The sequence below is a fragment of the Streptomyces albiflavescens genome (assembly GCF_014645835.1).
Lineage (GTDB): Bacteria > Actinomycetota > Actinomycetes > Streptomycetales > Streptomycetaceae > Streptomyces > Streptomyces albiflavescens.
In genome coordinates, this window is record NZ_BMMM01000006.1 from 374,342 (window position 1) to 394,696 (window position 20,355).

At 69.8% G+C, this 20,355-nt stretch carries 15 protein-coding genes, 1 tRNA gene and 1 other RNA gene; 11 read left to right on the forward strand and 6 right to left on the reverse strand.

Going from position 1 to position 20,355, the window contains the following annotated elements:
- Positions 1 to 33: 33 nt before the first annotated feature.
- Entirely contained in the window at positions 34 to 1,941 is a 1,908-nt protein-coding gene (locus tag IEY95_RS19295) for a copper resistance CopC/CopD family protein (RefSeq protein ID WP_229703143.1), read from the forward strand.
- Between the two features lie 12 nt (positions 1,942 to 1,953).
- On the opposite strand, the gene IEY95_RS19300 is transcribed toward IEY95_RS19295, so the two are convergent.
- Entirely contained in the window at positions 1,954 to 2,730 is a 777-nt protein-coding gene (locus IEY95_RS19300; protein ID WP_189187267.1) for a gamma-glutamylcyclotransferase family protein, read from the reverse strand.
- A 343-nt stretch (positions 2,731 to 3,073) separates the two neighbouring features.
- Complete coding sequence (locus IEY95_RS19305; RefSeq protein ID WP_189187268.1) at positions 3,074 to 3,751, reverse strand: ArsR/SmtB family transcription factor; 678 nt, start codon at positions 3,749 to 3,751, stop codon at positions 3,074 to 3,076.
- Between the two features lie 88 nt (positions 3,752 to 3,839).
- On the opposite strand from IEY95_RS19305, the gene IEY95_RS19310 reads away from it, so the two are divergent.
- The 3 genes from IEY95_RS19310 to IEY95_RS19320 all read left to right on the forward strand — a co-directional run bounded on the left by IEY95_RS19310 (position 3,840) and on the right by IEY95_RS19320 (position 7,467).
- On the forward strand, positions 3,840 to 5,198 hold the full coding sequence (locus IEY95_RS19310; protein ID WP_189187269.1) for an MBL fold metallo-hydrolase: 1,359 nt from the start codon (positions 3,840 to 3,842) through the stop codon (positions 5,196 to 5,198).
- Positions 5,195 to 6,439, forward strand: a complete 1,245-nt coding sequence (locus IEY95_RS19315) for an MFS transporter (protein WP_189187270.1) — start codon at positions 5,195 to 5,197, stop codon at positions 6,437 to 6,439. Before IEY95_RS19310 ends, IEY95_RS19315 begins: the two co-directional genes overlap by 4 nt.
- A 506-nt stretch (positions 6,440 to 6,945) precedes the next feature.
- A complete protein-coding gene (locus IEY95_RS19320) occupies positions 6,946 to 7,467 on the forward strand; it encodes a hypothetical protein (protein WP_189187271.1) in 522 nt (173 codons plus the stop codon).
- Positions 7,468 to 7,576: 109 nt separating this feature from the next.
- Here the strand turns inward: IEY95_RS19320 and IEY95_RS19325 are convergent, their stop codons facing one another.
- Positions 7,577 to 7,918 (reverse strand): hypothetical protein, encoded by a 342-nt coding sequence (locus tag IEY95_RS19325; RefSeq protein WP_189187272.1) that lies wholly within the window; start codon positions 7,916 to 7,918, stop codon positions 7,577 to 7,579.
- A 155-nt stretch (positions 7,919 to 8,073) separates the two neighbouring features.
- Entirely contained in the window at positions 8,074 to 10,095 is a 2,022-nt protein-coding gene (locus IEY95_RS19330; RefSeq protein WP_189187273.1) for a cell wall-binding repeat-containing protein, read from the reverse strand.
- 557 nt (positions 10,096 to 10,652) lie between these two features.
- Here IEY95_RS19330 and IEY95_RS19335 point away from each other — a divergent pair.
- The gene (locus IEY95_RS19335) at positions 10,653 to 11,111 is read left to right on the forward strand and encodes a hypothetical protein (protein WP_189187274.1); all 459 of its coding nucleotides are present in this window, start codon (positions 10,653 to 10,655) and stop codon (positions 11,109 to 11,111) included.
- 248 nt (positions 11,112 to 11,359) lie between these two features.
- Here IEY95_RS19335 and IEY95_RS19340 read toward each other — a convergent pair whose 3' ends face one another.
- Complete coding sequence (locus IEY95_RS19340) at positions 11,360 to 11,941, reverse strand: hypothetical protein (protein ID WP_189187275.1); 582 nt, start codon at positions 11,939 to 11,941, stop codon at positions 11,360 to 11,362.
- 516 nt (positions 11,942 to 12,457) lie between these two features.
- Here IEY95_RS19340 and IEY95_RS19345 point away from each other — a divergent pair.
- Both IEY95_RS19345 and IEY95_RS19350 read left to right on the forward strand, forming a co-directional pair.
- A complete protein-coding gene (locus tag IEY95_RS19345) occupies positions 12,458 to 12,688 on the forward strand; it encodes an excisionase family DNA-binding protein (RefSeq protein ID WP_189187276.1) in 231 nt (76 codons plus the stop codon).
- Positions 12,689 to 12,697: 9 nt separating this feature from the next.
- Entirely contained in the window at positions 12,698 to 13,771 is a 1,074-nt protein-coding gene (locus tag IEY95_RS19350; protein WP_189187277.1) for a tyrosine-type recombinase/integrase, read from the forward strand.
- A gap of 79 nt (positions 13,772 to 13,850) precedes the next feature.
- On the opposite strand, the gene IEY95_RS19355 is transcribed toward IEY95_RS19350, so the two are convergent.
- Positions 13,851 to 13,938: transfer RNA gene (locus IEY95_RS19355), tRNA-Ser, on the reverse strand.
- Between the two features lie 96 nt (positions 13,939 to 14,034).
- Between IEY95_RS19355 and ffs the strand changes: the two genes are divergently transcribed.
- From ffs to IEY95_RS19375, 4 genes are all read left to right on the forward strand, one after another.
- An RNA gene (ffs, locus tag IEY95_RS19360) (signal recognition particle sRNA small type) lies at positions 14,035 to 14,129 on the forward strand.
- Between the two features lie 136 nt (positions 14,130 to 14,265).
- Entirely contained in the window at positions 14,266 to 16,524 is a 2,259-nt protein-coding gene (locus IEY95_RS19365) for a DNA polymerase III subunit gamma and tau (RefSeq protein ID WP_189187278.1), read from the forward strand.
- 97 nt (positions 16,525 to 16,621) lie between these two features.
- A complete protein-coding gene (gene purD / locus IEY95_RS19370; RefSeq protein ID WP_189187279.1) occupies positions 16,622 to 17,875 on the forward strand; it encodes a phosphoribosylamine--glycine ligase in 1,254 nt (417 codons plus the stop codon).
- A 423-nt stretch (positions 17,876 to 18,298) separates the two neighbouring features.
- Positions 18,299 to 20,098 (forward strand): M48 family metalloprotease, encoded by a 1,800-nt coding sequence (locus IEY95_RS19375; RefSeq protein ID WP_189187382.1) that lies wholly within the window; start codon positions 18,299 to 18,301, stop codon positions 20,096 to 20,098.
- The last annotated feature ends 257 nt before the right edge of the window (positions 20,099 to 20,355 follow it).

Sequence of the window (20,355 nt, forward strand, 5' to 3'; positions counted from 1 at the left end):
CAGGACTCAGGAAACGCGAGACGGAGACGGCGTGTGAGCGGACAGCGAGACCGGCGGCGCATCGTCAGGGGTCTGGGCCTGATCATCGGTGTCCTGGTCCTTGTCCTCTTCGGCGGCGTGGGCGGCGCGTCCGCGCACGCCGCGCTCACGGGCACCGATCCGCAGGACGGCAGCGTGCTGAAGTCGGCCCCCCGGCAGATCACGCTGACGTTCAGCGAGTCCGTCGGCCTCCTCGACGACTCCTTCCGCGTGCTCACCCCGGAGAACCGGCGCGTCCACACGGGCAGGCCGGAGCATGCGGGCGACCGGTCCTCCACCGCTCGCGTGACGCTGCCGCGCGGCCTGGGCACCGGCACGTTCACCGTGGTCTGGCGGGTCGTCTCGGGGGACAGCCACCCGGTCTCGGGCGCCTTCACCTTCTCCATCGGCCAACCCTCCGCGACCACCGCCGCCGTGCCCACCGCACGCGCCGCCGACGCCGCCTCCGCCACCCTCTACGACATCGCCCGCTACGTCGCGTACGGCGGCCTGGCCCTGCTCATCGGCGCCGGCGTCTTCGTGCTGGCCTCCGGGTACCCGGGCAGCGTACGCCGCCTGCTGCAGACCGGCTGGTGGACCCTGCTGCTGTCCACGCTCGCGCTGCTGCTCCTGCGCGGCCCCTACGAGCGCGGCACGGGGGTCGCCTCGGCCCTCGACCCGGCGGCCCTGCGCGAGACGCTGACGAGCAAGCCGGGGGTCGTCCTGGTGGCCCGGCTGGTGCTGCTGGTGGCGGCCGCCTTCCTGCCCGAACGTGTGCGCGTGCGGGAGCGCGGGCAGGCGCGTGCTGTTCTCGCACTCGGCGGGGTGCTCGCCCTCGCTCTCGCGGTCACCTGGGCCGCCGCCGAGCACGCGTCCGCCGGGATCCAGGTCCCCGTGGCGATGGTCTCCTCCGTGCTGCACCTGCTCGCCATGGCGGTCTGGCTCGGCGGCCTGACCGCCCTGCTCACCGCGCTGCACCGCCCGGGCGAGCCCCTCCCCACGGCCGTCGTCACCCGCTTCTCCCGGCTCGCCCTGGCCTCCGTCGCCGTCCTCGCCGCCACCGGCGTCTACCAGTCCTGGCGCGGTCTCGGCTCCTGGGACGCCCTGACGTCGACGTCGTACGGCAGGCTTCTCCTCGTCAAGCTGGGCGGGGTGCTGCTCCTGCTGGCGGGGGCGGCGTACTCGCGGCGCTGGACGGGGCGGCTGGTGGTGGCGGAGGCCGCCGTTCCCGCGACCGTTCCGGCGGAACGGGTGGCTGTGCCGGTCGGGGGTCCGGCTGTCGCGGAGACGGCGGCCCCCGAGGACGTGTCGGCCGATGCCACCCCTGGACCGGGTTCCGGCTCGGACTCGGACCCGCGCTCGGGCTCGCGCTCGGGCTCGGACCCGCGTTCGGGCTCGGGCTCGGAGTCAGGTTCCGGCGCCGGTGACCCTGCCGCGTACCGCCGGGCGCTGCGCCGCTCCGTCCTCGCCGAGGTCACCGTCGGCATCGTCGTCCTGGTGATCACCACCCTGCTGACCGGGACCCAGCCGGGGCGGGCGGCCGAGGAGACGGCGGCGGCCTCGACCGCGGCCCCCGGGCAGCCCACGTCGTCGACGACGCTGGTCCCCTTCGACGTCGGTACGCCGGGCGGGCACGGCAAGGTGCAGATCGAGCTGACGCCGGGCCGGGTGGGCGAGAACTCGGTGCAGGCCGTGATCCTCGGTCCCGATGGCGGCATCGCGACCGTCCCCGAACTGCGCCTCACCTTCACGCTGGCCGCGCAGAAGGTCGGCCCGCTCGACGCGGAGCTCACCGACAAGGGCGGCTACTGGGGGACGGACGGCCTCACGCTCCCGCTGGCCGGCACCTGGACGATGAATGTCACGGTGCGCACCAGCGACATCGACCAGGTCACGGTCTCCAAGACCGTGAAGATCGGCTGATAGACGCCGAACCTAGACGGTGGCACCGGGAAGGGAGATGGAGCGGAACATTTTGTCGCCCAGCTGATCCCGGATCAGAGTGTCGATCCTGTTGGCCTGCGGGACATGAACAAAGGGTCTCCATGGATAAATGCGGTCATTGATCCAGGGAGTCCTCCAGTCGGTCGTAGTGGTGAAGAAGTTCTGTGCAAACTTCGCTGTGCGAGCTGCCGGAAACTCATCCTCAACCTCCAGGCATCCGCTCACGCATACATCTACATACGACTGGACAATGGGGAATTCCTGACTGACGTATCTGCGCGACGTGCTTCCGAAGTACCAGAAATTTCCGGGCGGTGGAGCCGATCTGCCGTCCAGCATGGTGATGCTGCCGGGAGGAATGCGGATCAGCTTGTACCCCTTCTCTCTATCGGTGAATGCCTTCATCTCGCCTTGCGTCACCCGGAAGATGACGCCGTTGCAGGTCGACTTCCGATCCGGAAAGGCTCCCAAATAGGTGGGCCCCCAGCTGACAGTGTCAACCCGGTCGTACCAGCCACGCGTGATGCCCCGGACGGAGACGGGGACGGACTTCCCGGCCTTCGGCCAGGTCTCCTCCCGGGATTCCTTTTGAATCAACGACGCATACCCGAAAACATACTGACTGCTGGAATCCGATTCCCTTTCCTCGGCTTTTGCCGAGCCCTGCCGACTGGTGCAACCCGTGGCCGTCGCGCCGAGACCCAGGACTGCAATACCCCGGAGTATCTTGCGCCGTCCCACTTCAGCCTCGCATTTCATGGTCGTCATGCTTCCGCCCTGGCAATGGAGTGTCGAGAACGACGCGCAGAGCCTTCGGGTTGTTGTCCACATGGCTGGTCCGGTCGGAGATCAAAAACACCCATTGAGCTTGACGCTCGACCAGTTCGCCGTGGTGCGGTTTCGGTACACATGCGGGTGAGCGCATCTTCGTGCGCAGGCTTCTGAACCCGCGCCGGACGCGGGCCGGTGGCCGCACCCCACTCGGGTCACCCTCGGTCAGCCGGCGGGACACCCGAGCGGCGGCCCCGTGGGCAACGCCACGGGGCCGCCGAGGCCGGGCGGTTCAGGACGCCTCCCAAGCGGGAGCAGACCCGGTGCGAGCAACTGTCGGTCATGCCAGATCCCAGGCGTCCACGGGCAGTTCGGCCAAGCGCCACTCCAGCATCCCGTCGTTCAGGCGGATCGCCCGCCGTCCGCGGCTGGTCAGCAGCCGCACCGCGTCGTAGGCGAGAACGCAATACTCGCCCCGGCAGTACACGACGATCTCTGTCTCCTCGGGCAACTCATCGATCCGGTCGGCCAGTTCCTCGACCGGGATCGACACCGCGCCCGGGATGTGCCCGGCCCGGTACTCATCCACCGGCCGCACGTCCAGCACCACCACGTCCCCGGCCGCCACGCGGGCGTGCAACTCCTCGTGGGTGACCGCCGCCGCGTCGTCCTCCCCGAGGTACGCGTCCCGCGCCGCGGGTACGGCGGCCTGGTGGGCCTCGGCGACCTTGCGCAGCAGCGCGAACAGCTGAGCCACATCGTCCCCGGCGAGCCGGTAGTGGATGCGCACGCCCTCCCTGCGGGTGGCCACGAACCCGGCCTGCTTGAGCGTCTGCAGATGCGCCGAGGCCGTCGTCAGGTTCAGCCCCGCCGCCTTGGCCAGCGCGTCCACCGTCCGCTCGCCCTGGGCCAGCAGATCGAGCAGTTCCAGTCGCTTTCCGCTGGCCAGCGCCTTGCCGCTGGCCGCGAACGCGTCGTACAGCCGCGACTTCGTACCGGCCGTGGTGTTTCCCGCCATGACATCCTCCATAAATCCATGGAATATTGTAAGTGAAGGTGAGGGTCGTGACCACACTCCCTCTCGCATCCGAGCCTTGGAGGGCCTGATGGGCTTCGCCGACGACCACCTGATACCGCTGGTCGACACCGGGCTGGGCAACAGCGCCTACCTCGTCGACCTCGGCGACGGCCGCGCTCTGGCCGTGGACGCCGGCCGGGACCTGCGCGCCCTGCGCACTGCCGCCGAGCGGCGCGGGCTGACCGTCGCCTTCGCCGCCGACACCCATCTGCACGCCGACTTCCTCACCGGCGCACTCCAGCTCGCCGCCGACGACGGCGCCACCGTCCTGGCCTCCGCCGCCGGCCACCGCGCCTTCCCGCACACCGCGCTCGCCGACGGCGACGAGATCGATCTGGGCGGGCTGACCCTGCGTGCGCTGGCCACCCCGGGCCACACCGACGAGCACCTGTCCTTCCTGCTCCTGGACGGCACAACGGAGCTGGGGGTATTCACCGGCGGCTCGCTGATCGTCGGCTCCGCAGCCCGCACCGACCTCCTCGGCGCCGACCGTGCCGAGGAACTCGCCCGCGCCCAGTACCGCTCCCTGCGGCGCCTGGCCGAACTCCCGGACGCGACCGCGGTGTGGCCCACCCACGGCGCCGGATCCTTCTGCTCCGCCCCGCCCGGTGCCGAGCGCACCACCACCATCGGCGCTCAGCAGCAGGCCAACGCCCTGCTCGCCGTGCCGGACGAGGGCACGTTCGTCCGCGAACTGCTGAGCAGCCTCGGCTCCTACCCTGCGTACTTCGACCGCCTCGCCGAGATCAACCGGCGCGGCCCCGGCGTGCTCGCCGCCGAGCCTTCGATTCCCACGCTGTCCGCAGCCGCCGTACGTGAACTGATCGGCCAGGGCGTGCAGGCCGTCGACGTGCGACCAGTGCCGGACTTCGCCGCCGGCCACATTCCCGATGCCGTCTCGATCCCGCTGCGCGACCAGTTCGCCACCTGGCTCGGCTGGCTGCTGCCCGACGACACACCGCTCGTCTTCGTCACCGCCCCCGGCCAGGACCTCGCCGAAATCACCTGGCAAGCCCTGAAAATCGGCTACGAGCGACTCGCCGGCCACCTGACCATGGACACCTGGACAACCGACGGCGGAGACCAGGCGACCATCGAACTGCTGACCGCCAACCGCATCGGAGACCGTCCCGTCCTCGACGTCCGCCAGCAGTCCGAGCGCGAAGCCGGGCACATCCCCGAGGCGATCGGCATCGAACTCGGCGAACTGGCCGCCCGTGCCGACGAAGCCCCCTCGGGAGCGGTCGTGCACTGCGGACACGGTGAGCGTGCGATGACCGCCGCCAGCCTCCTCCAGCGCGCGGGACACAAGGACCTGGCCGTCCTCGAAGGCGGCCCCGCTGACTGGGCCAAGGCCACCGGCCGCACGCTGGAGGAGGGCGCGTGACCGCTACTGCCACCCCCGGCGGCATACGGCTCGGACTGCGCGCCAACCTCGCCCAGTTCACCCTGCTCGTCGCGGTCAACGCCCTGGTTGGCGGCATGCTCGGCCAGGAACGTACCGTCCTGCCCCTGCTCGCCGACGATGTCTTCCACCTCTCCGCCTACACCGCCGCCCTCACCTACATCCTCGCCTTCGGCGCCACCAAGGCCATCACCAACTTCTTCGCCGGCGCCCTCTCTGACCGCTACGGACGCAAACCCGTCCTCATCGCCGGATGGCTGATCGCCGTGCCCGTACCCGCGATGCTCGCCTGGGGCCCGTCCTGGGGCTGGATCATCGCCGCGAACATCCTGCTCGGCGTCAACCAGGGCCTGACCTGGTCCACCACCGTCGTCATGAAGATCGACCTGGTCGGCCCCGAACGCCGCGGCCTGGCCATGGGCTTCAACGAGGCCGCCGGGTACGTCGCTGTCGCCGCCACCGCCATGGCCACCGGCGCCATCGCCGAACACGCCGGGCTGCGCCCCGAACCGTTCCTGCTCGGCGCCGCCTACCTCGTCCTGGCCCTGGGCCTGTCCACCTTCGCTGTCCGCGAGACCCGCGATTACGCCCGCGCCGAGGCTGCCCAGCACCCCGTACAGGCGACGGACGTGACCACCGTAGAGATCGCCCGCTTCACCAGCTTCACCGACAAGGCCCTGTCCGCCGCCAGCCAGGCCGGCATGGTCAACAACCTCAACGACGCCCTCGCCTGGGGCATCTTCCCTCTGCTGTTCGCCGTGCACGGCCTGTCCGTCGCCCAGATCGGCGTCCTCGCCGCCCTCTACCCGGCCGTGTGGGGCGCGGGCCAGATGCTCACCGGCTGGTGGTCCGACCACGTCGGCCGCAAGCACCTCATCACCGCGGGCATGCTGCTGCAGGCCGCCGCCATCGCCCTCGTCGCCGGCGCGACCACGTTCCCCGCTTGGGCCGGCGCCCAGATCCTGCTCGGCATCGGCACCGCGCTCGTCTATCCGACGCTGCTCGCCGTCATCGGCGACGTCGCCCACCCCGCCTGGCGCGCCCGCGCCGTCGGTGTCTACCGCCTGTGGCGCGACGGCGGCTTCGCCGTCGGCGCCCTCCTCGCCGGAATCCTCGCCGACGCCTACGGCATCACCACCGCCATCTGGGCCGTCGCCGCCCTCACCGCCGCCTCGGGCCTGACCGTCGCCGTCCGCATGTACGAAACCCATCCACGGCGGTGAACCACATCACTGTTCGCCGGGATCCGCCCTACCCGATCACTGCAACTGAGCCCAAAATTGAGACCACGGCACGACGAAGGCCCCGACCGAATTCCGGTCGGGGGACGCTGGAGCAGATGTTCGAGGCTGCGTCGTACGCGGGTTGGTAGTGCGTGTTACGGATGCCGGCACCCAAGTGGCTGACGAGGTTGCGTAGTTCTTCCTTGCGGTCATCGCTCACGGCGGCGTGACTACCCTGATGCCTTGGGCGAGAACCGTGCTTCCGTGGGCATTAGCCGATAACAGTCAGCCAGTCGACCCAGGGACGGCCCGCATTGAACGGTGTGAGGCCGTCTGAGGGTGGGCAGTTGCGATCCGGTTGTCCTGGAAGTGGATCCTCGCTTCGATGCCATGGCCCGGGTAGCCGCTCGCTCTGGCCAACCCCGCTCGCTTCATGCTCCACCCGCGCGAGCCCTGGAGCCGGCGCACTCTGTGCAAGTCGGTCGGGGGCACAGACACTGTGCATCATGGACAACAGCGCTTTGTGGGTGGCCGTGCTGACCGCCGCCACGGCGGTGGTCGCCAGCTGGGTGACGAACAGGGGCAACGCCCAAGCTGCTCGCATCCAGGCCCAAGCCGCCGCCCAAGCCGCGCACATCGCTCGGGAGCGCGAGGCTCGCAGAGCCACACAGCTGGATTTCATCGAGCAGGCCAATGAGATGGGGATCCTGTACCTCAGGATCCCCAAGTACTTCGAGGTGGAGAACCAAGAGGCGCGGGCGGCGTCGCTCACAGAGCTTCGCGATCAACTGCGGGACTCATACAGGCCCTTCCTGCGTTCCCTGGCCGTCGTCTCGTTGGAATGCCACCCCGAGCCGATAGCGGCGGCGAAGGCAGTCCACGCGGCCTCCGGCGAAGCCTACGGTTGCCTCATCGTCGTCGAGAGAGACATACGCGAGGCCGAAAACTTTCGCCGAGCCCTCGACGCTTACCTGGACTCAGTTGACTCGTTCATTGAAGTAGCACGTCAGGCCGAGCGTGAGACATAGATATCAGGTCCCCGAGCTCTCAGCTTGGGAAGCTGAGGGCATTTCTGGCCGGTTCGGGCGGTGACCTGGACTAGAGCCCGCGGTGTGGCCACGTCGAACTTCGCGGCTTTCACCGTTGTTCCCCGCTGTTCTCCGTCCCATCTGGTGCGGCTGTGGTGCGCACAGTCTCATGGAAGACGCCGTACTCGTGTCGTGCGTCCGGTGTGAGCTGGTCCCGCTCCGACTCGGACAGTGGACGACCTGTCGCAACTGCGATCTGGCCCAGCGACTCACCAGCACTCGCCATCACGATGTAGGGCGTACTCGCGTCACTCGCCACCGTGAGCAGGGCGGCGCGCGCACGGGGATCGCACGTTGCGTGGAGATCCATGGCGGCGTCGTCTCGATAACCGATGTCTGCGCTGGGGTTGAGCAGGACTTCGATGAGGCCTTGCACTTGTTCGGCGTCCACACCGGCATCCTCAGCTCTGTTCTTGCTGACAGGGGTCGCGGTGGCGCACACCTCTGCGCGCACCGGCCCGACCGGCCCGCGCTGGCGAGATGTCCCCGGCCGATTCGCCGGTGGTCCGGGCCGCCCTCTGGGAGGAAGGCGGCCCGGACGCGGGGTCACTTCGAGACTGTCACCTTGAGCGGGGCCAGATCCGGGCTCGGAACGGGCTTGCCGGTGCTCGTGGACAACGGCTGGGAGGCCGGGCTCCGCGGGATGTCGCCCTTGTAGTACGGGGTGTACGCGTAGGTGCTGTCCACGCCGATGGCCCTGCCGATCAACGGGACCACCTTCGCGTCGACGGAGCCGTTGCCGCCGAACACGGCCACGTGGTTCAGGCTCGCCGACGTGCGCATCATGTACCACTTGGTGTCGTACGTCAGCGAGGTGACGTCGGTCCACAGCAGCGGGCCGAACGTGGTCATCGCCGACGACGCGGAGACGCCGCCGGTCCAACTGTTCACCGAGGCCACCGCGGCGTCCGACGGCGACGACCACCAGAACTCGGCGAGCCTCGCGGCGACCGGCGCCGGACTGCCGCCGAAGCGGTAGTAGCTGTACTTGCTGGGCCAGTGGGGCAGCTTGCCGGCGTTGTACGCCTTGGCCAGCGCCGACTCGGCGTCGACCCCCACCGTGATGATCTTCGTCGTGCTCGGGCTGTACTTGTTCAGGTAGCCGTACACGGACGCGGTCATGGTCGAGCCCTGGGTCAGCAGTACGACCGCGGTGCCCGAGGTGCCCATGGCGCCGGCGGCGGAGCTGGCCGCGAGGGCGTTGTGGTAGTCGGTGCCGGTCGCCAGGAACACGTACTTCGGTGCACTGGTGATCGTCTTGGCCACGGCCACCGAGGTGGAGTAGCGCGAGACGTCGGACAGCCGCTTGGCGACGTACCCGAGCGAGGTCACCTTGGACGCCACCGAGCTGTTGAGGATGCTGGTTCCGCCGACCAGGTAGACGGTCTTGCCCTTGGGCAGCATGCGCTTCAGCTCGGTCTGGACGGAGGAGTCCAGGCCCGTGCGGGAGGTCATCAGCACCGGTCCGTGCTTCTTGCCGGCCAGCGAGGTCGCGGTGGTGGCATACGCGGAGTCCGACTTGCTGATCAGGACGGCCGAGCTCGCGTTCATCAGGCCGGGCACGCTCTTGCCGAGGGTGTTCCAGGTCCACTTGGACGACGCGATGTTGGTGCCGTAGGTGTCGGCGCCGTAGACCCGGGAGATCGCGTTCTTCCGGAGCGGCTGCCAGGCCACGTCCGTGCCGTCGGCCATGGGCACACGTGTCTCCGTGCCCGCGGCGAGGTCGCGGATCCATATCTGCGAACCACTGGCGGTGTCCGCGCTGCCGGTGAAGTAGGTGTCGTACGCGATCCGGTCGCCCTTGGGCGACCAGGCCGGACGGTTGTGGTCGACGGGGTCCGTGGTGACCTGGGTCAACCCGGTGCCGTCGGCCTTGACCGTGAAGAGCTGCTTGTGTCCGGCGACGCTGCGGGTGAAGACCAGCGACTGCCCGTCCGGGGACATGCTCGGCTCGTCCGCGTTGGCGGCCACCTTGGTGAACGCCTTGGTGGGGCCGTTGTAGACCCAGACGGCCGGAGTGCCGGTGGTGGAGCAGCTCGTGCCGGTGCGCACGAAGGCCAGTTTGCCGTTGACGGCGCCGCTGGCCTTGGAGTCGCAGCCGTCGACGTCGGTGCCGAACAGGGCCTGAGGAGCGCGGGCGCTATTGGCCACGGCCACCCGCAGTCGGCCTCCGGCGGTGAAGACGATGTCGCCTCCGCCGTACCAGAACGTCGGATCGGTCGGATGCCAGCCACTGCCCGCCGGCATGACGATGTCCTCGCCCGATATCGACTCCTGGGCGTACGTCTTCGTGCGGAGACGGCCGTCGGCGGAGCCCACGTAGGCGATCTGGCTGCCGTCGGCGGACCAGGCGGCCTGATTCGCGGTCTCGTAGAACTGGACGCTCTTGGTCCCGTCGGGATTGATGTAGCGCAGCGAGCCGAGTTCGTTGTAAAGCAGCCTGCCGTCCGTGGCCGGCCAGCCGGCGGTGTCGGCGGTCGCCTGGCCCGGGAGCCCGGCGACGAGACCGGCCGCGAGTGCGGCGACGGTCGTGAGCGCCGCGAATCCGCGACGCGCAGAGATGTTCAATGTGCCCCCACAGATGAATGGATGGCTGCGTTGCCCCTCCCCCGAGGTGAACGGACGGCATCGTGTTCGTCGTCCGTACGGCAGCGGCGAAACTTTAGCGCCGTGCCACGGCATCTGTGGAGGCAGGGGCACCCGGTGCCGACGCGCCCGTGGACAAGTCGCGGGAGACGATGCTGAAGGGCCCCGCGGTTCGCGGCGGGCCGTCAGCATCATGCCCGTTATTGATAGACCCACTTGAACGACGGTGAAGGTCGCTGAACGAGACGATTTGGTGCGGGCCAGATCCGGTGCAACCTTCTGATCCGTAGCTCTATGGGGATCGGTCAACGAGGGTCATAGAGGTCGCGGCACAGTCTCTCAGAGTGGCTGTTGACCATGGTCGGTTGCTGTGGTTGCTGTACTTCGCTGCTGTACCGCAACCAGTACAGCGCCCGAGATGGGCCCCTGCGAGGGCGCGCTCACTCGGCACACACGAAAACATTGCCGCGGGAGTGACGTGCGCATGTAAGTTCGGGGTGCTGATGCCCCAATCGGGGCACTCAACGGGAGGGCATCTCATGAATATCCGCAGGGCACTTCAGGGTTTCGCTGCCGCGACGTCCGTGGCCGCTGTCTCCCTTCTTGGGGCTTCCCCCGCTTCCGCCTATCCGAAATGGGTTGAGGTCGGCAGCACCAACAGCAACTGGCACTGCGGCACGACCATTCACCATCCGGCGTCGAACAACGTCAACATGCGCATGTGCATCGTCATGAACGCGAGCAGGGAGGCCCAGGCGGTTCTCGTCGTCGTCAACCATGCGAGCGTCGCCGTCAAGATCGAGGCGCCGGGCATCTACACCACATGGGGTGCCGGCGGCTACTGCAACGAGTATCCCCTTGCGCCCGGGGCCCAGCGTGCGTGCTTCACCAACACGTGGCCGCTGGACTGTTCGCAGGACACCACGTATGCGGTGGAGTACCTCAAGATGAACGGCAGCAGCGGCCCGGTGAGCAACCGGGTGACCACTCCCTGCTAACACCGGTGTCCGGCCCGCTGGGGGATTCCCCGGCAGGCCGGGCATGTCGCGCGACCAGTTGCTGCAGGCCTCGGAGCACCACCGCTTTAGGAGCGAGGTTGGGCGATCATATGTCTGACCTTCGCATTCCCTGTCTTGCTGGGAGCCCGGACGTGTCTCCCCCGCGTACCTCGATTCCCCGTGGTTCCCCGCTGGTTCTGGCACGAATGTGGCACGGTCATCGTGGTCTTGTGGGCATCAGCGTGCCCCTACTCCGCAAGGCTGTTCACCCCATCGACAGCGATCGCTGAAGCAGCAGCGTGGACAAAAGCCAAGTACGCCCTGTGGGACTCCTGACTCAGCTCATCTAGCGAAGCTATTGCTTCCGGGGCGCCACCGCCGTCGCGTTGGAACTGGACGAGGCAGACATGGACTTGAGCTTTGAATTCCAAGAACGCTCCCCGGCAGTCGGCCGCCGCCTGCGTTACTGTCGGTGGTCCTTCAACGGCAACCTGTGCGTAGCGATGGCCATGGGAATGGTCGTCCGCATGTGTGGACTCGTAAGCCTCTTGAGCCGCCCTCATCCTGTCTTCATAGGCTGCGGGATACCTGTTTTCAGCAACGACCTGGAGGCTGCTAATTGTCGTGACCATTTTGTTGTGATCTTTGAGTATTGCCTCGGCGAGCGCGATGTAGGCGGCTTTCCTGGGCTCTCTGATGATTCGCGCGTGTTCGGCCTGCAGTTGAGAGCGTGCCTGCGAGCGGGCTAGGAGTGCGCCTCCGATGCCTGCGCCTCCAGTGCCTATAGCTCCTACAGCAGCACCTAGTACAGCTGCGAGTCCTGCATCCATGTCTGGCATCCCGTCTGACCCGCCATAAGGCGCTGCTGGCGCTGGCCGTTCATTGGTTCCATCCTTACGTTCGGCACCCATACCCACGACGGCGTCGTCGCATCTCGACCGGCTCCACCACCACTATCCCCAGCTCCCATCCCGTCCGCCGTCGACCCACACACCGTGGAGCGGGCGTGGTTCATGGCGTCCAGGTGGAGCGCGCCACTGTACGAACGACCTGGACGCCATGGGCCGCGTCTGCTCGGCTTCGCCTGGGTCGATGGTGGACGGGATGGGAGCTCCCCGCGCACGCCCCTACGGACCCGCGGCCGCGAACGGCGCCCCCTCCATCCCGGTGCCGGCCGATCCCCGCCGGAGGCATCGTTCTGACCGCGGCCTTGCCCGTTTGGGTTTCTACTCAGGGCCGTAACTCGCTTGCGGCCCCAGGGGCCGGCCCCGGCGCCGAAGGCGCAGAGGGGTCGGTTCCCAAGGGGCCAGCCCGCGCTGTGCGCGGGCCCTTGACAACGAGGGGGAATGGCAGTGAACGGATCACCTGACCTCTCGGTCGTGGCCGTGGACCCGACGTTGGTCCTGCTGACGGTCGAAGAAGCCGCGAGGCGTCTCGGGGTCGGCCGTACGACGTGCTTCAAGCTCGTCAGCACCGGAGAGCTTGAGTCCGTGACGGTGGGTCGGCTGCGCCGTGTCCCTGCCGATGCCCTGCCTGTCTACGTCGCCACGCTGCCCCACGCCGCGCTGGCTGCGTGAGGGGCGGACATGGCAGAGAAGAAAGGGACTCGGCAGCCCAACGGCGCGTCAACGATCTACTTCGGCAAGGACGGCAAGTGGCACGGCCGGGTGACCGTCGGCGTCCGCGATGACGGCAAGCCCGACCGCCGTCACGTCGAGCGGAAGACAAAGGCCGAGGTGACCAAGGCTGTCCGCGAGATGGAGCGAGCCCGGGACGACAAGAGCCGGAAGATGCAGGACTCTGGGAGCTCCGCCGGCACCGCCCACCATGTTCACCGGACGGTCCGGGTCGCCCTCGGTGAGGCGGTGCGGCGCGGGCACATCCCGACCAACGTGGCTGAGATCGCCAAGGCTCCCCGGCTCGAAGAGGAGGACATCGAGCCGTACACGATCGAAGAGGTGCAGAGCCTGCTTGTGGAGGCGGCCAAGCTGCGCAACAGCGCCCGTTGGGTCGTTGCCCTCGCCCTGGGCCTGCGGCAAGGGGAGGCGCTCGGACTCCACTGGGAGGACGTCGACCTCGAAGCGGGGTACGTCCGCATCCGTAAGAACCGGCTGCGCCCCAAGTACGGGCACGGCTGCGGTGCCAACCCGTGTGGCAGGAAGGCGAGCTACTGCCCTAAGCGCGAGCAGACCAGGCGTGAGCACAAGTCCACCAAGACGCGCGCGGGACGACGCACCATCGGCCTGCCCGATCCGCTGATCAAGATTCTCCGCCAGCACCAGGAAACACAGGAGCGAGAGCGGGTCGCGGCTGGTGCCGACTGGGAGGGCAAGGGGTACGTCTTCGCCTCGCCGACCGGTGGGCCCCTGAGCCCGAACACCGACTTCCACATCTGGAAGCGGCTGCTTCTGGACGCCGACATTCGAGACGGCCGACTTCATGACGCTCGCCACACCGCCGCGACCGTGCTTCTGATCCTCGGCGTCCCAGACGTCGTGATCGACTCGATCATGGGTTGGGAGCCTGGGGGAGCGGCCAGGATGCGTGCTCGGTACATGCATGTGACCGGGACCATGATCCGCAAGGTCGCCCAGCAAGTCGGAGACGCGCTCTGGGTGCTGCCCGGAACCGGCACCGGCACCGAAGAAAAAACCAACTGAGACGGAAACTGAGACGGAAAACGTCGAAGGGCCCCACCGCGAACGGTGGGGCCCTTCGACATCGTGCCCGGTGAGGCACTGGCGGAGGATACGAGATTCGAACTCGTGAGGGGTTGCCCCCAACACGCTTTCCAAGCGTGCGCCCTAGGCCTCTAGGCGAATCCTCCGCCGCAAACAATACAAGACGTTGAGGAGTGCTCGCGAACCCGTTCCCCCCGCTCGGATCGGGTTCGTTCCTCCCACTCGGATCAGGTACTCTGTGCGGAGCCCCTCACGTGGCGCTATCTGACTGAACTCCCCCAGGGCCGGAAGGCAGCAAGGGTAGGTTGGCTCTGGCGGGTGCGTGGGGGGCGTTTGCGTTTGCGGGGGATGCCGGGAAGCGATCCTCCGGGACGCCAGACACGGCGGGGACGCGATCCCCAGGGAGTAGGGGACGCCGGGGTTGCGTTGTCGAGCGGCCCCTGTTGTCAGTGGGCGCCTATAACCTCGTATGCGTGTCGTCTCTCGCGCTGTACCGCCGCTATCGCCCGGAGTCGTTCGCCGAGGTCATCGGGCAGGAGCATGTCACCGACCCGTTGCAGCAGGCGCTGCGGAACAACCGGGTCAATCACGCGTACCTGTTCAGCGGTCCGCGCGGGTGCGGCAAGACGACCAGTGCGCGGATTCTGGCGCGGTGTCTGAACTGCGAGCAGGGGCCTACGCCGACGCCCTGCGGGGAGTGCCAGTCGTGCCGTGATCTCGCACGGAACGGTCCGGGGTCCATCGACGTCATCGAGATCGACGCCGCCTCGCACGGCGGTGTCGATGACGCCCGTGACCTGCGGGAAAAGGCCTTCTTCGGGCCGGCGAGCAGTCGGTACAAGATCTACATCATCGACGAGGCCCACATGGTCACGTCGGCCGGCTTCAACGCGCTGCTGAAGGTCGTCGAGGAGCCACCGGAGCACCTCAAGTTCATCTTCGCCACCACGGAGCCCGAGAAGGTCATCGGGACGATTCGTTCGCGGACGCATCACTATCCGTTCCGGCTCGTGCCGCCGGGGACCCTGAGGGAGTACCTGGGCGAGGTCTGCGGGCATGAGGGCATTCCCGTCGAGGACGGGGTGCTTCCGCTGGTCGTTCGGGCCGGCGCGGGGTCCGTGCGTGACTCCATGTCCGTCATGGACCAGCTGCTCGCGGGGGCGGGCGAGGCCGGTGTGACGTATGCCATGGCGACCTCGCTGCTCGGGTACACGGACGGGTCACTGCTCGATTCCGTCGTCGAGGCCTTCGCCTCCGGTGACGGCGCCGCGGCCTTCGAAGTCGTGGACCGGGTCATCGAGGGGGGTAACGATCCCCGGCGGTTCGTCGCCGACCTGCTGGAGCGGCTGCGGGATCTCGTCATTCTGGCCGCCGTGCCCGATGCCGCGGAGAAGGGACTCATCGACGCTCCGGCCGATGTGGTGGAGCGGATGCAGGCCCAGGCCGGGGTCTTCGGCGCGGCCGAGCTGAGCCGCGCCGCCGACCTCGTGAACGAGGGGCTGACGGAGATGCGCGGCGCCACCTCGCCGCGGCTCCAGCTCGAACTCATCTGCGCGCGCGTGATGCTGCCCGCCGCGTACGGGGACGAGCGGTCCGTCATGGCCCGGCTGGACCGTATCGAGCGCGGGGTGAACTTCTCCGGTGGCGGGGGCGGCCCTGTCATGGGGTACGTGCCCGGGCCCGAGGTGCATGGTGCGGCGCCCATGCCGGCGGGGCAGGCGGTTCCTCCGGGAAGCGGGCCCGCGGCGGCTCGCGCGGCGGTGCGGGGCGCTGGACCTGGCGGAGGCGGTTCTGGCGTCGGTGCCGCGCCCGGCGCGGGAGTGGCTCCCGAGCCGGCCGTGCCCGCGGCTCCCGCGGCCGGCGCGCCCCCTGCCGCCCCGGCGGCTCCTCCCGCGGCCGCGCAGCCGCAGGCTCCGGCCGCTTCGCCCCCGGCGGGCGCTCCGGCGGGGGCCGCGCCCGGTGCCTGGCCCACCGCCACGGCGGCGGGTAGTGGCCGGCGTCCCGGAGGGTGGCCGACGACGGCTCCCGCGGGTGGGGGGCAGCCTCCGGCACCGTCGGCTCCCGCTCCCGCTCCGGTGCCCACGCCCGCCGCCGCTCCTGCCGCGGCCGCACCCACCCCTGCCGCGGCTCCGCCCTCCGGCGGCCCCGACCCCCGCATGCTGTGGCCGAACATCCTGGAGGCGGTGAAGAACCGCCGCCGGTTCACCTGGATCCTGCTCAGCCAGAACGCGCAGGTGACCGGATTCGACGGCACGACCCTGCAGATCGGCTTCGTCAACGCGGGCGCGCGGGACAACTTCGCGAGCAGCGGCAGCGAGGAGGTGCTGCGGCAGGCGCTGTCCGAGCAGTTCAACGTCCAGTGGAAGATCGAGGCGATCGTCGACGCCTCGGGCGGTTCGGGCGGCTCCGCGCCGTCGGCTCCCGCCGGTTCCGGGTTCGGCGGCGGTGGTTACGGCGCGGCCCCGGCCGCCCCGCGCCCCGCGCCCCAGCAGCCGCCGGCACCGGCACCGCGCCCCGCGGCTCCCCAGGGCGGCCCGTCCGCGGGCCACGCCCCGGCCGCGCCCGCCCCGGTACCGACCCCTCCTCCGGCCCCCGAACCGCCTCCGGTCGCCCCCGAGGACGACATCCCCGAGGACGACGACCCCGACCTCGACGAGTCAGCCCTCTCGGGCCACGACCTGATCGTTCGAGAGCTGGGGGCGACGGTGGTGGAGGAGTTTTCCAACGAGTGACGAGTGACCCCTTTTCGGAGGATCGCACCAGCGCCCCGTGCCCCCCGCTTCGGCAGCCCGCACAAGGGCACCTGCCCCCGGCGGTTAGGCTGACCCCGTGAAGGTCCTTGTCATCGGTAGCGGCGCCCGCGAACACGCCCTGTGCCGTTCCCTGTCCCTCGACCCCGACGTCACCGCCCTGCACTGCGCCCCCGGGAACGCAGGCATCGCGGAGGTGGCCGAGCCGCACGCGGTCGACGCCCTTGACGGCGCCGCCGTGGCCGCGCTGGCTGCCGAGCTCGGCGCCGAGCTGGTGATCGTGGGCCCGGAGGCCCCGCTCGTCGCGGGGGTCGCCGACGCCGTGCGCGAGGCGGGCATCCCCTGCTTCGGCCCGTCGAAGGAGGCCGCGCAGCTGGAGGGCTCCAAGGCCTTCGCCAAGGACGTGATGGCGAGTGCGGCGGTCCCGACGGCACGCTCGTACGTCTGCACGACGCCCGAGGAGATCGACGAGGCGCTCGACGCCTTCGGAGCCCCGTACGTCGTGAAGGACGACGGCCTGGCGGCCGGCAAGGGTGTCGTCGTGACCGACGACCTCGAGAAGGCCCGCGCGCACGCCAACGCCTGCGACCGCGTCGTCATCGAGGAGTTCCTCGACGGCCCCGAGGTCTCCCTCTTCGCGATCACCGACGGCGAGACCGTCGTCCCGCTGCAGCCCGCCCAGGACTTCAAGCGCGCGCTGGATGGCGACGAGGGCCCGAACACCGGCGGCATGGGCGCGTACTCGCCCCTCCCGTGGGCGGACCCGAAGCTCGTCGAGGAGGTCGTGGAGACCGTCCTCCAGCCGACCGTCGACGAACTGCGCCGCCGCGGCGCACCGTTTTCCGGTCTTCTTTACGCGGGTCTGGCGATCACCAGCCGTGGCGTACGGGTCATCGAGTTCAACGCCCGCTTCGGCGACCCGGAGACCCAGGTCGTCCTCGCCCGCCTGAAGACCCCGCTCGCGGGCGTGCTGCTGGCGTCGGCGAACGGCACCCTCGCCGACCTGGCGCCGCTGCGCTGGAGCGACGACGCCGCCGTCACGGTGGTGGTGGCCTCGCACAACTACCCGGACACCCCGCGCACCGGCGACCCGATCACCGGGCTCGACGAGGTGGCGGCCCAGGACGCCCCCCACGCGTACGTCCTGCATGCCGGGACCAAGCGCCAAGGCGACGCGGTGGTGAGCGCGGGCGGCCGGGTGCTCTCCGTCACGGCGACCGGCACCGACCTCACCGAGGCCCGCGCCCGCGCGTACGCGGCGGTGGCCCGCATCCGTCTCGACGGTTCGCAGCACCGCACGGACATCGCGGCGAAGGCGGCGGCAGGGGCGTAACCCCGGTCGCGGCCCCGTCGCACCCGCTCATCCCGCCGAGGCGTCCTCGCCGCTCGGCAAGCTCCCGGGCCCCGGATTCCACACGGAATCCGGGGCCTCTTGCCACACGGATTTCTGTATGGGTTTCTGCACGTCGGCCCGCATGGATTTCTGTACGGAACCGGGGCCTGATCGTTGCCCACCGTCATTCACCTTTCCCCAAAGCCATTCCATCGAGTGACCGATGCCGCATCCGGCTGACGGGGGCCGAGGCCCCAACTAGGGTGCGGCGAAAGCGTTCCGGCACTTGGCCCACCGGCATTGCGATGTCAGTGATGGGTGCCACAGTGGGGGAGTGAGCAACGCCAGGGCATCCGTCAGTGCGGGCTGCGAGACAGCCGGTGCGGGGCGGACAGTAGGGGGTGACGTCCGGTCGTGACCGGTATGGGTGTGGAGGTGGGCGCGCAGGCCGCGCGTTCCCGGGCTCTCGCCGTGCTGCGCATCCGCAGCAGGGCGCTGGCCGTCGCCCTGCTGCCCGCGGCCGTCGCCGTCGTGCTGCTCGTCGGAGGCTCCACCGGCCATATCGTCGGCGGGCACTGGGGGATCACGCGCTGGATCATCTCGGTCCTGGCCGCGATCGTCCTCCTAGCCGCCGCGGGCATCGGGCTCGTCGTGGCCCGCTCGCGGCCGGCCGTGAGTCCCACCGTGCCGATCGCCGAGGAATCGGCGCCCGATCTCTACCGCATGGTGCGCGACCTGGCCGACCGCCTCGACGTCCCGGCTCCCTCGGCGATAGCGCTCACCCCCGACTGCGACAGCTGGCTGGAGGACCGCACCCACCCGGCACACGGCCCGCCCCCGCCCGAGGGCAGGGACGAGATACGTGGAGCGCGGAGCGTACGGGGTCTGTCGACGCAGCCCCGCCGTGCCCCCTCCGCCCCCGTCCTCGTCATAGGCTCCCCCTTCCTTTGGTGGATGCGGGTCGGGGAACTGCGCGCGGTCCTCGCCCCGGTCGTCGCCGGTACGGGCCCGTCGGCGCACCCCGACATAGCCGCGGCCCGTCGCTTCGTACGCGGTCTGGACGCGGCCGTGGCCGTGACGTCGGCGCCCACCCGCGGCCCGCTCTCCCGCACGGTGCTCGGCGGAGTCGGCTGGGTGACCCGTCTGCTGCTGCGCAGCTGCCGAGGCCACGCGGCCGAGATGGAACGTGGCGTGGCGGCCGCCGCGGCCGAGCGTGCACAGGCTGTGGATTACGGCCTGCGGATCGTCGCGCAGGAGCAGGTGGGTCTGGCGTACGCGGGCTGGGACCGGCTCCTGACCCGGGTCGCGCTGCCCGCCTGGCGGATGGGCCGTTGGCCGTCCCGGCTGGACGCGGGCGTTGTCGCGGCCCTCACCGAACTGTCCCGCCGTGACCGCCTGGCCGAGGGCTTCGCCTCCCGCCTCGGTGAGCGCCCCGCCTGCGACCTGCTCGAAGAGCCCGGCACGGTGGACGAGGCGGCCTCGCTCCTCGCCGCCCGCCTCTTCCACGGCGGCCCCGCCGAGTCCGGGCCCGACTGGGCGCCGGTCAGTTGGCAGGACTACCCGGACGAGGTCGTCGACCGCAAATGGCGCACCGACGCGGCCCGCCTCCACCGGGTGCTGGACGCGCTCGGCGTGCGGCACTCCACCGACCCGGCGGCGCGCGACGCGGAAGGACCGACGCTGACGCGTGTGATGGACCACCTGTCCGCGCGTCCGGAGGACCCGGACTCGGCTGACCTCGCCGCTTCTTGCGGGGACGCGTACGAGGCGATGGGGATGACCGAGGACGAGGACGACACGGACCTCTGCCTCGGGAACGAGCGGACGGCTTCGCTGGCGGCCGGGCTCAGAGCGGAGCTGGCCCGCGAGGAGGCGTCGGCGCCGGCGCCCGCCCCCGTCGGGGGCACGGAGCAGCAGGACCCAGGCCGGGCCCTCTGGGACGACGGGCTGCTCCCCCTCTTCCCCCTCCAGCCACCCCGCACGGGCCGGGAGCTCCTGGCCGACCACGTCACGGCGATGGTGTGCTGCGCCGCGATGGACACCGCCGGGGCGGCGCCGGGCCTCGACTGGCTCGACGGCCCGTCCCTCCTCGTCGACGGCGAACGCGCCGCCGACCTGGGTCCCCGCGTCCTCACTCTCGTCGAGACCGGCGACTCCGCCCCCCTCCGCGACTGGCTCCGCCACCTCGGCGTCCGCCCGGAAAAACCGGTCCGCCTGGTCTGAGACCCCCGGCGCACCCCAGGAGTTTTTCACCCCCTCCGCCCCGTACGTGCGGCTTGCCGCCCTCCCCGCTTCGGCCTGAACGGGGCGCAGGCAGGGCAACGGGATGCCCCCGCAGCCGCCGTCACACGCCCCCGGGCCGGAAGTGGCGGTAATTCCCACTCATCCGCAGCCGCCAGACCACGGAAGGGGCCGTGCCGGTACATCACATGCCCCGTCGCTTACGCGGTTGCCAACAGGCAGAGCTGTGAAAGCCAACC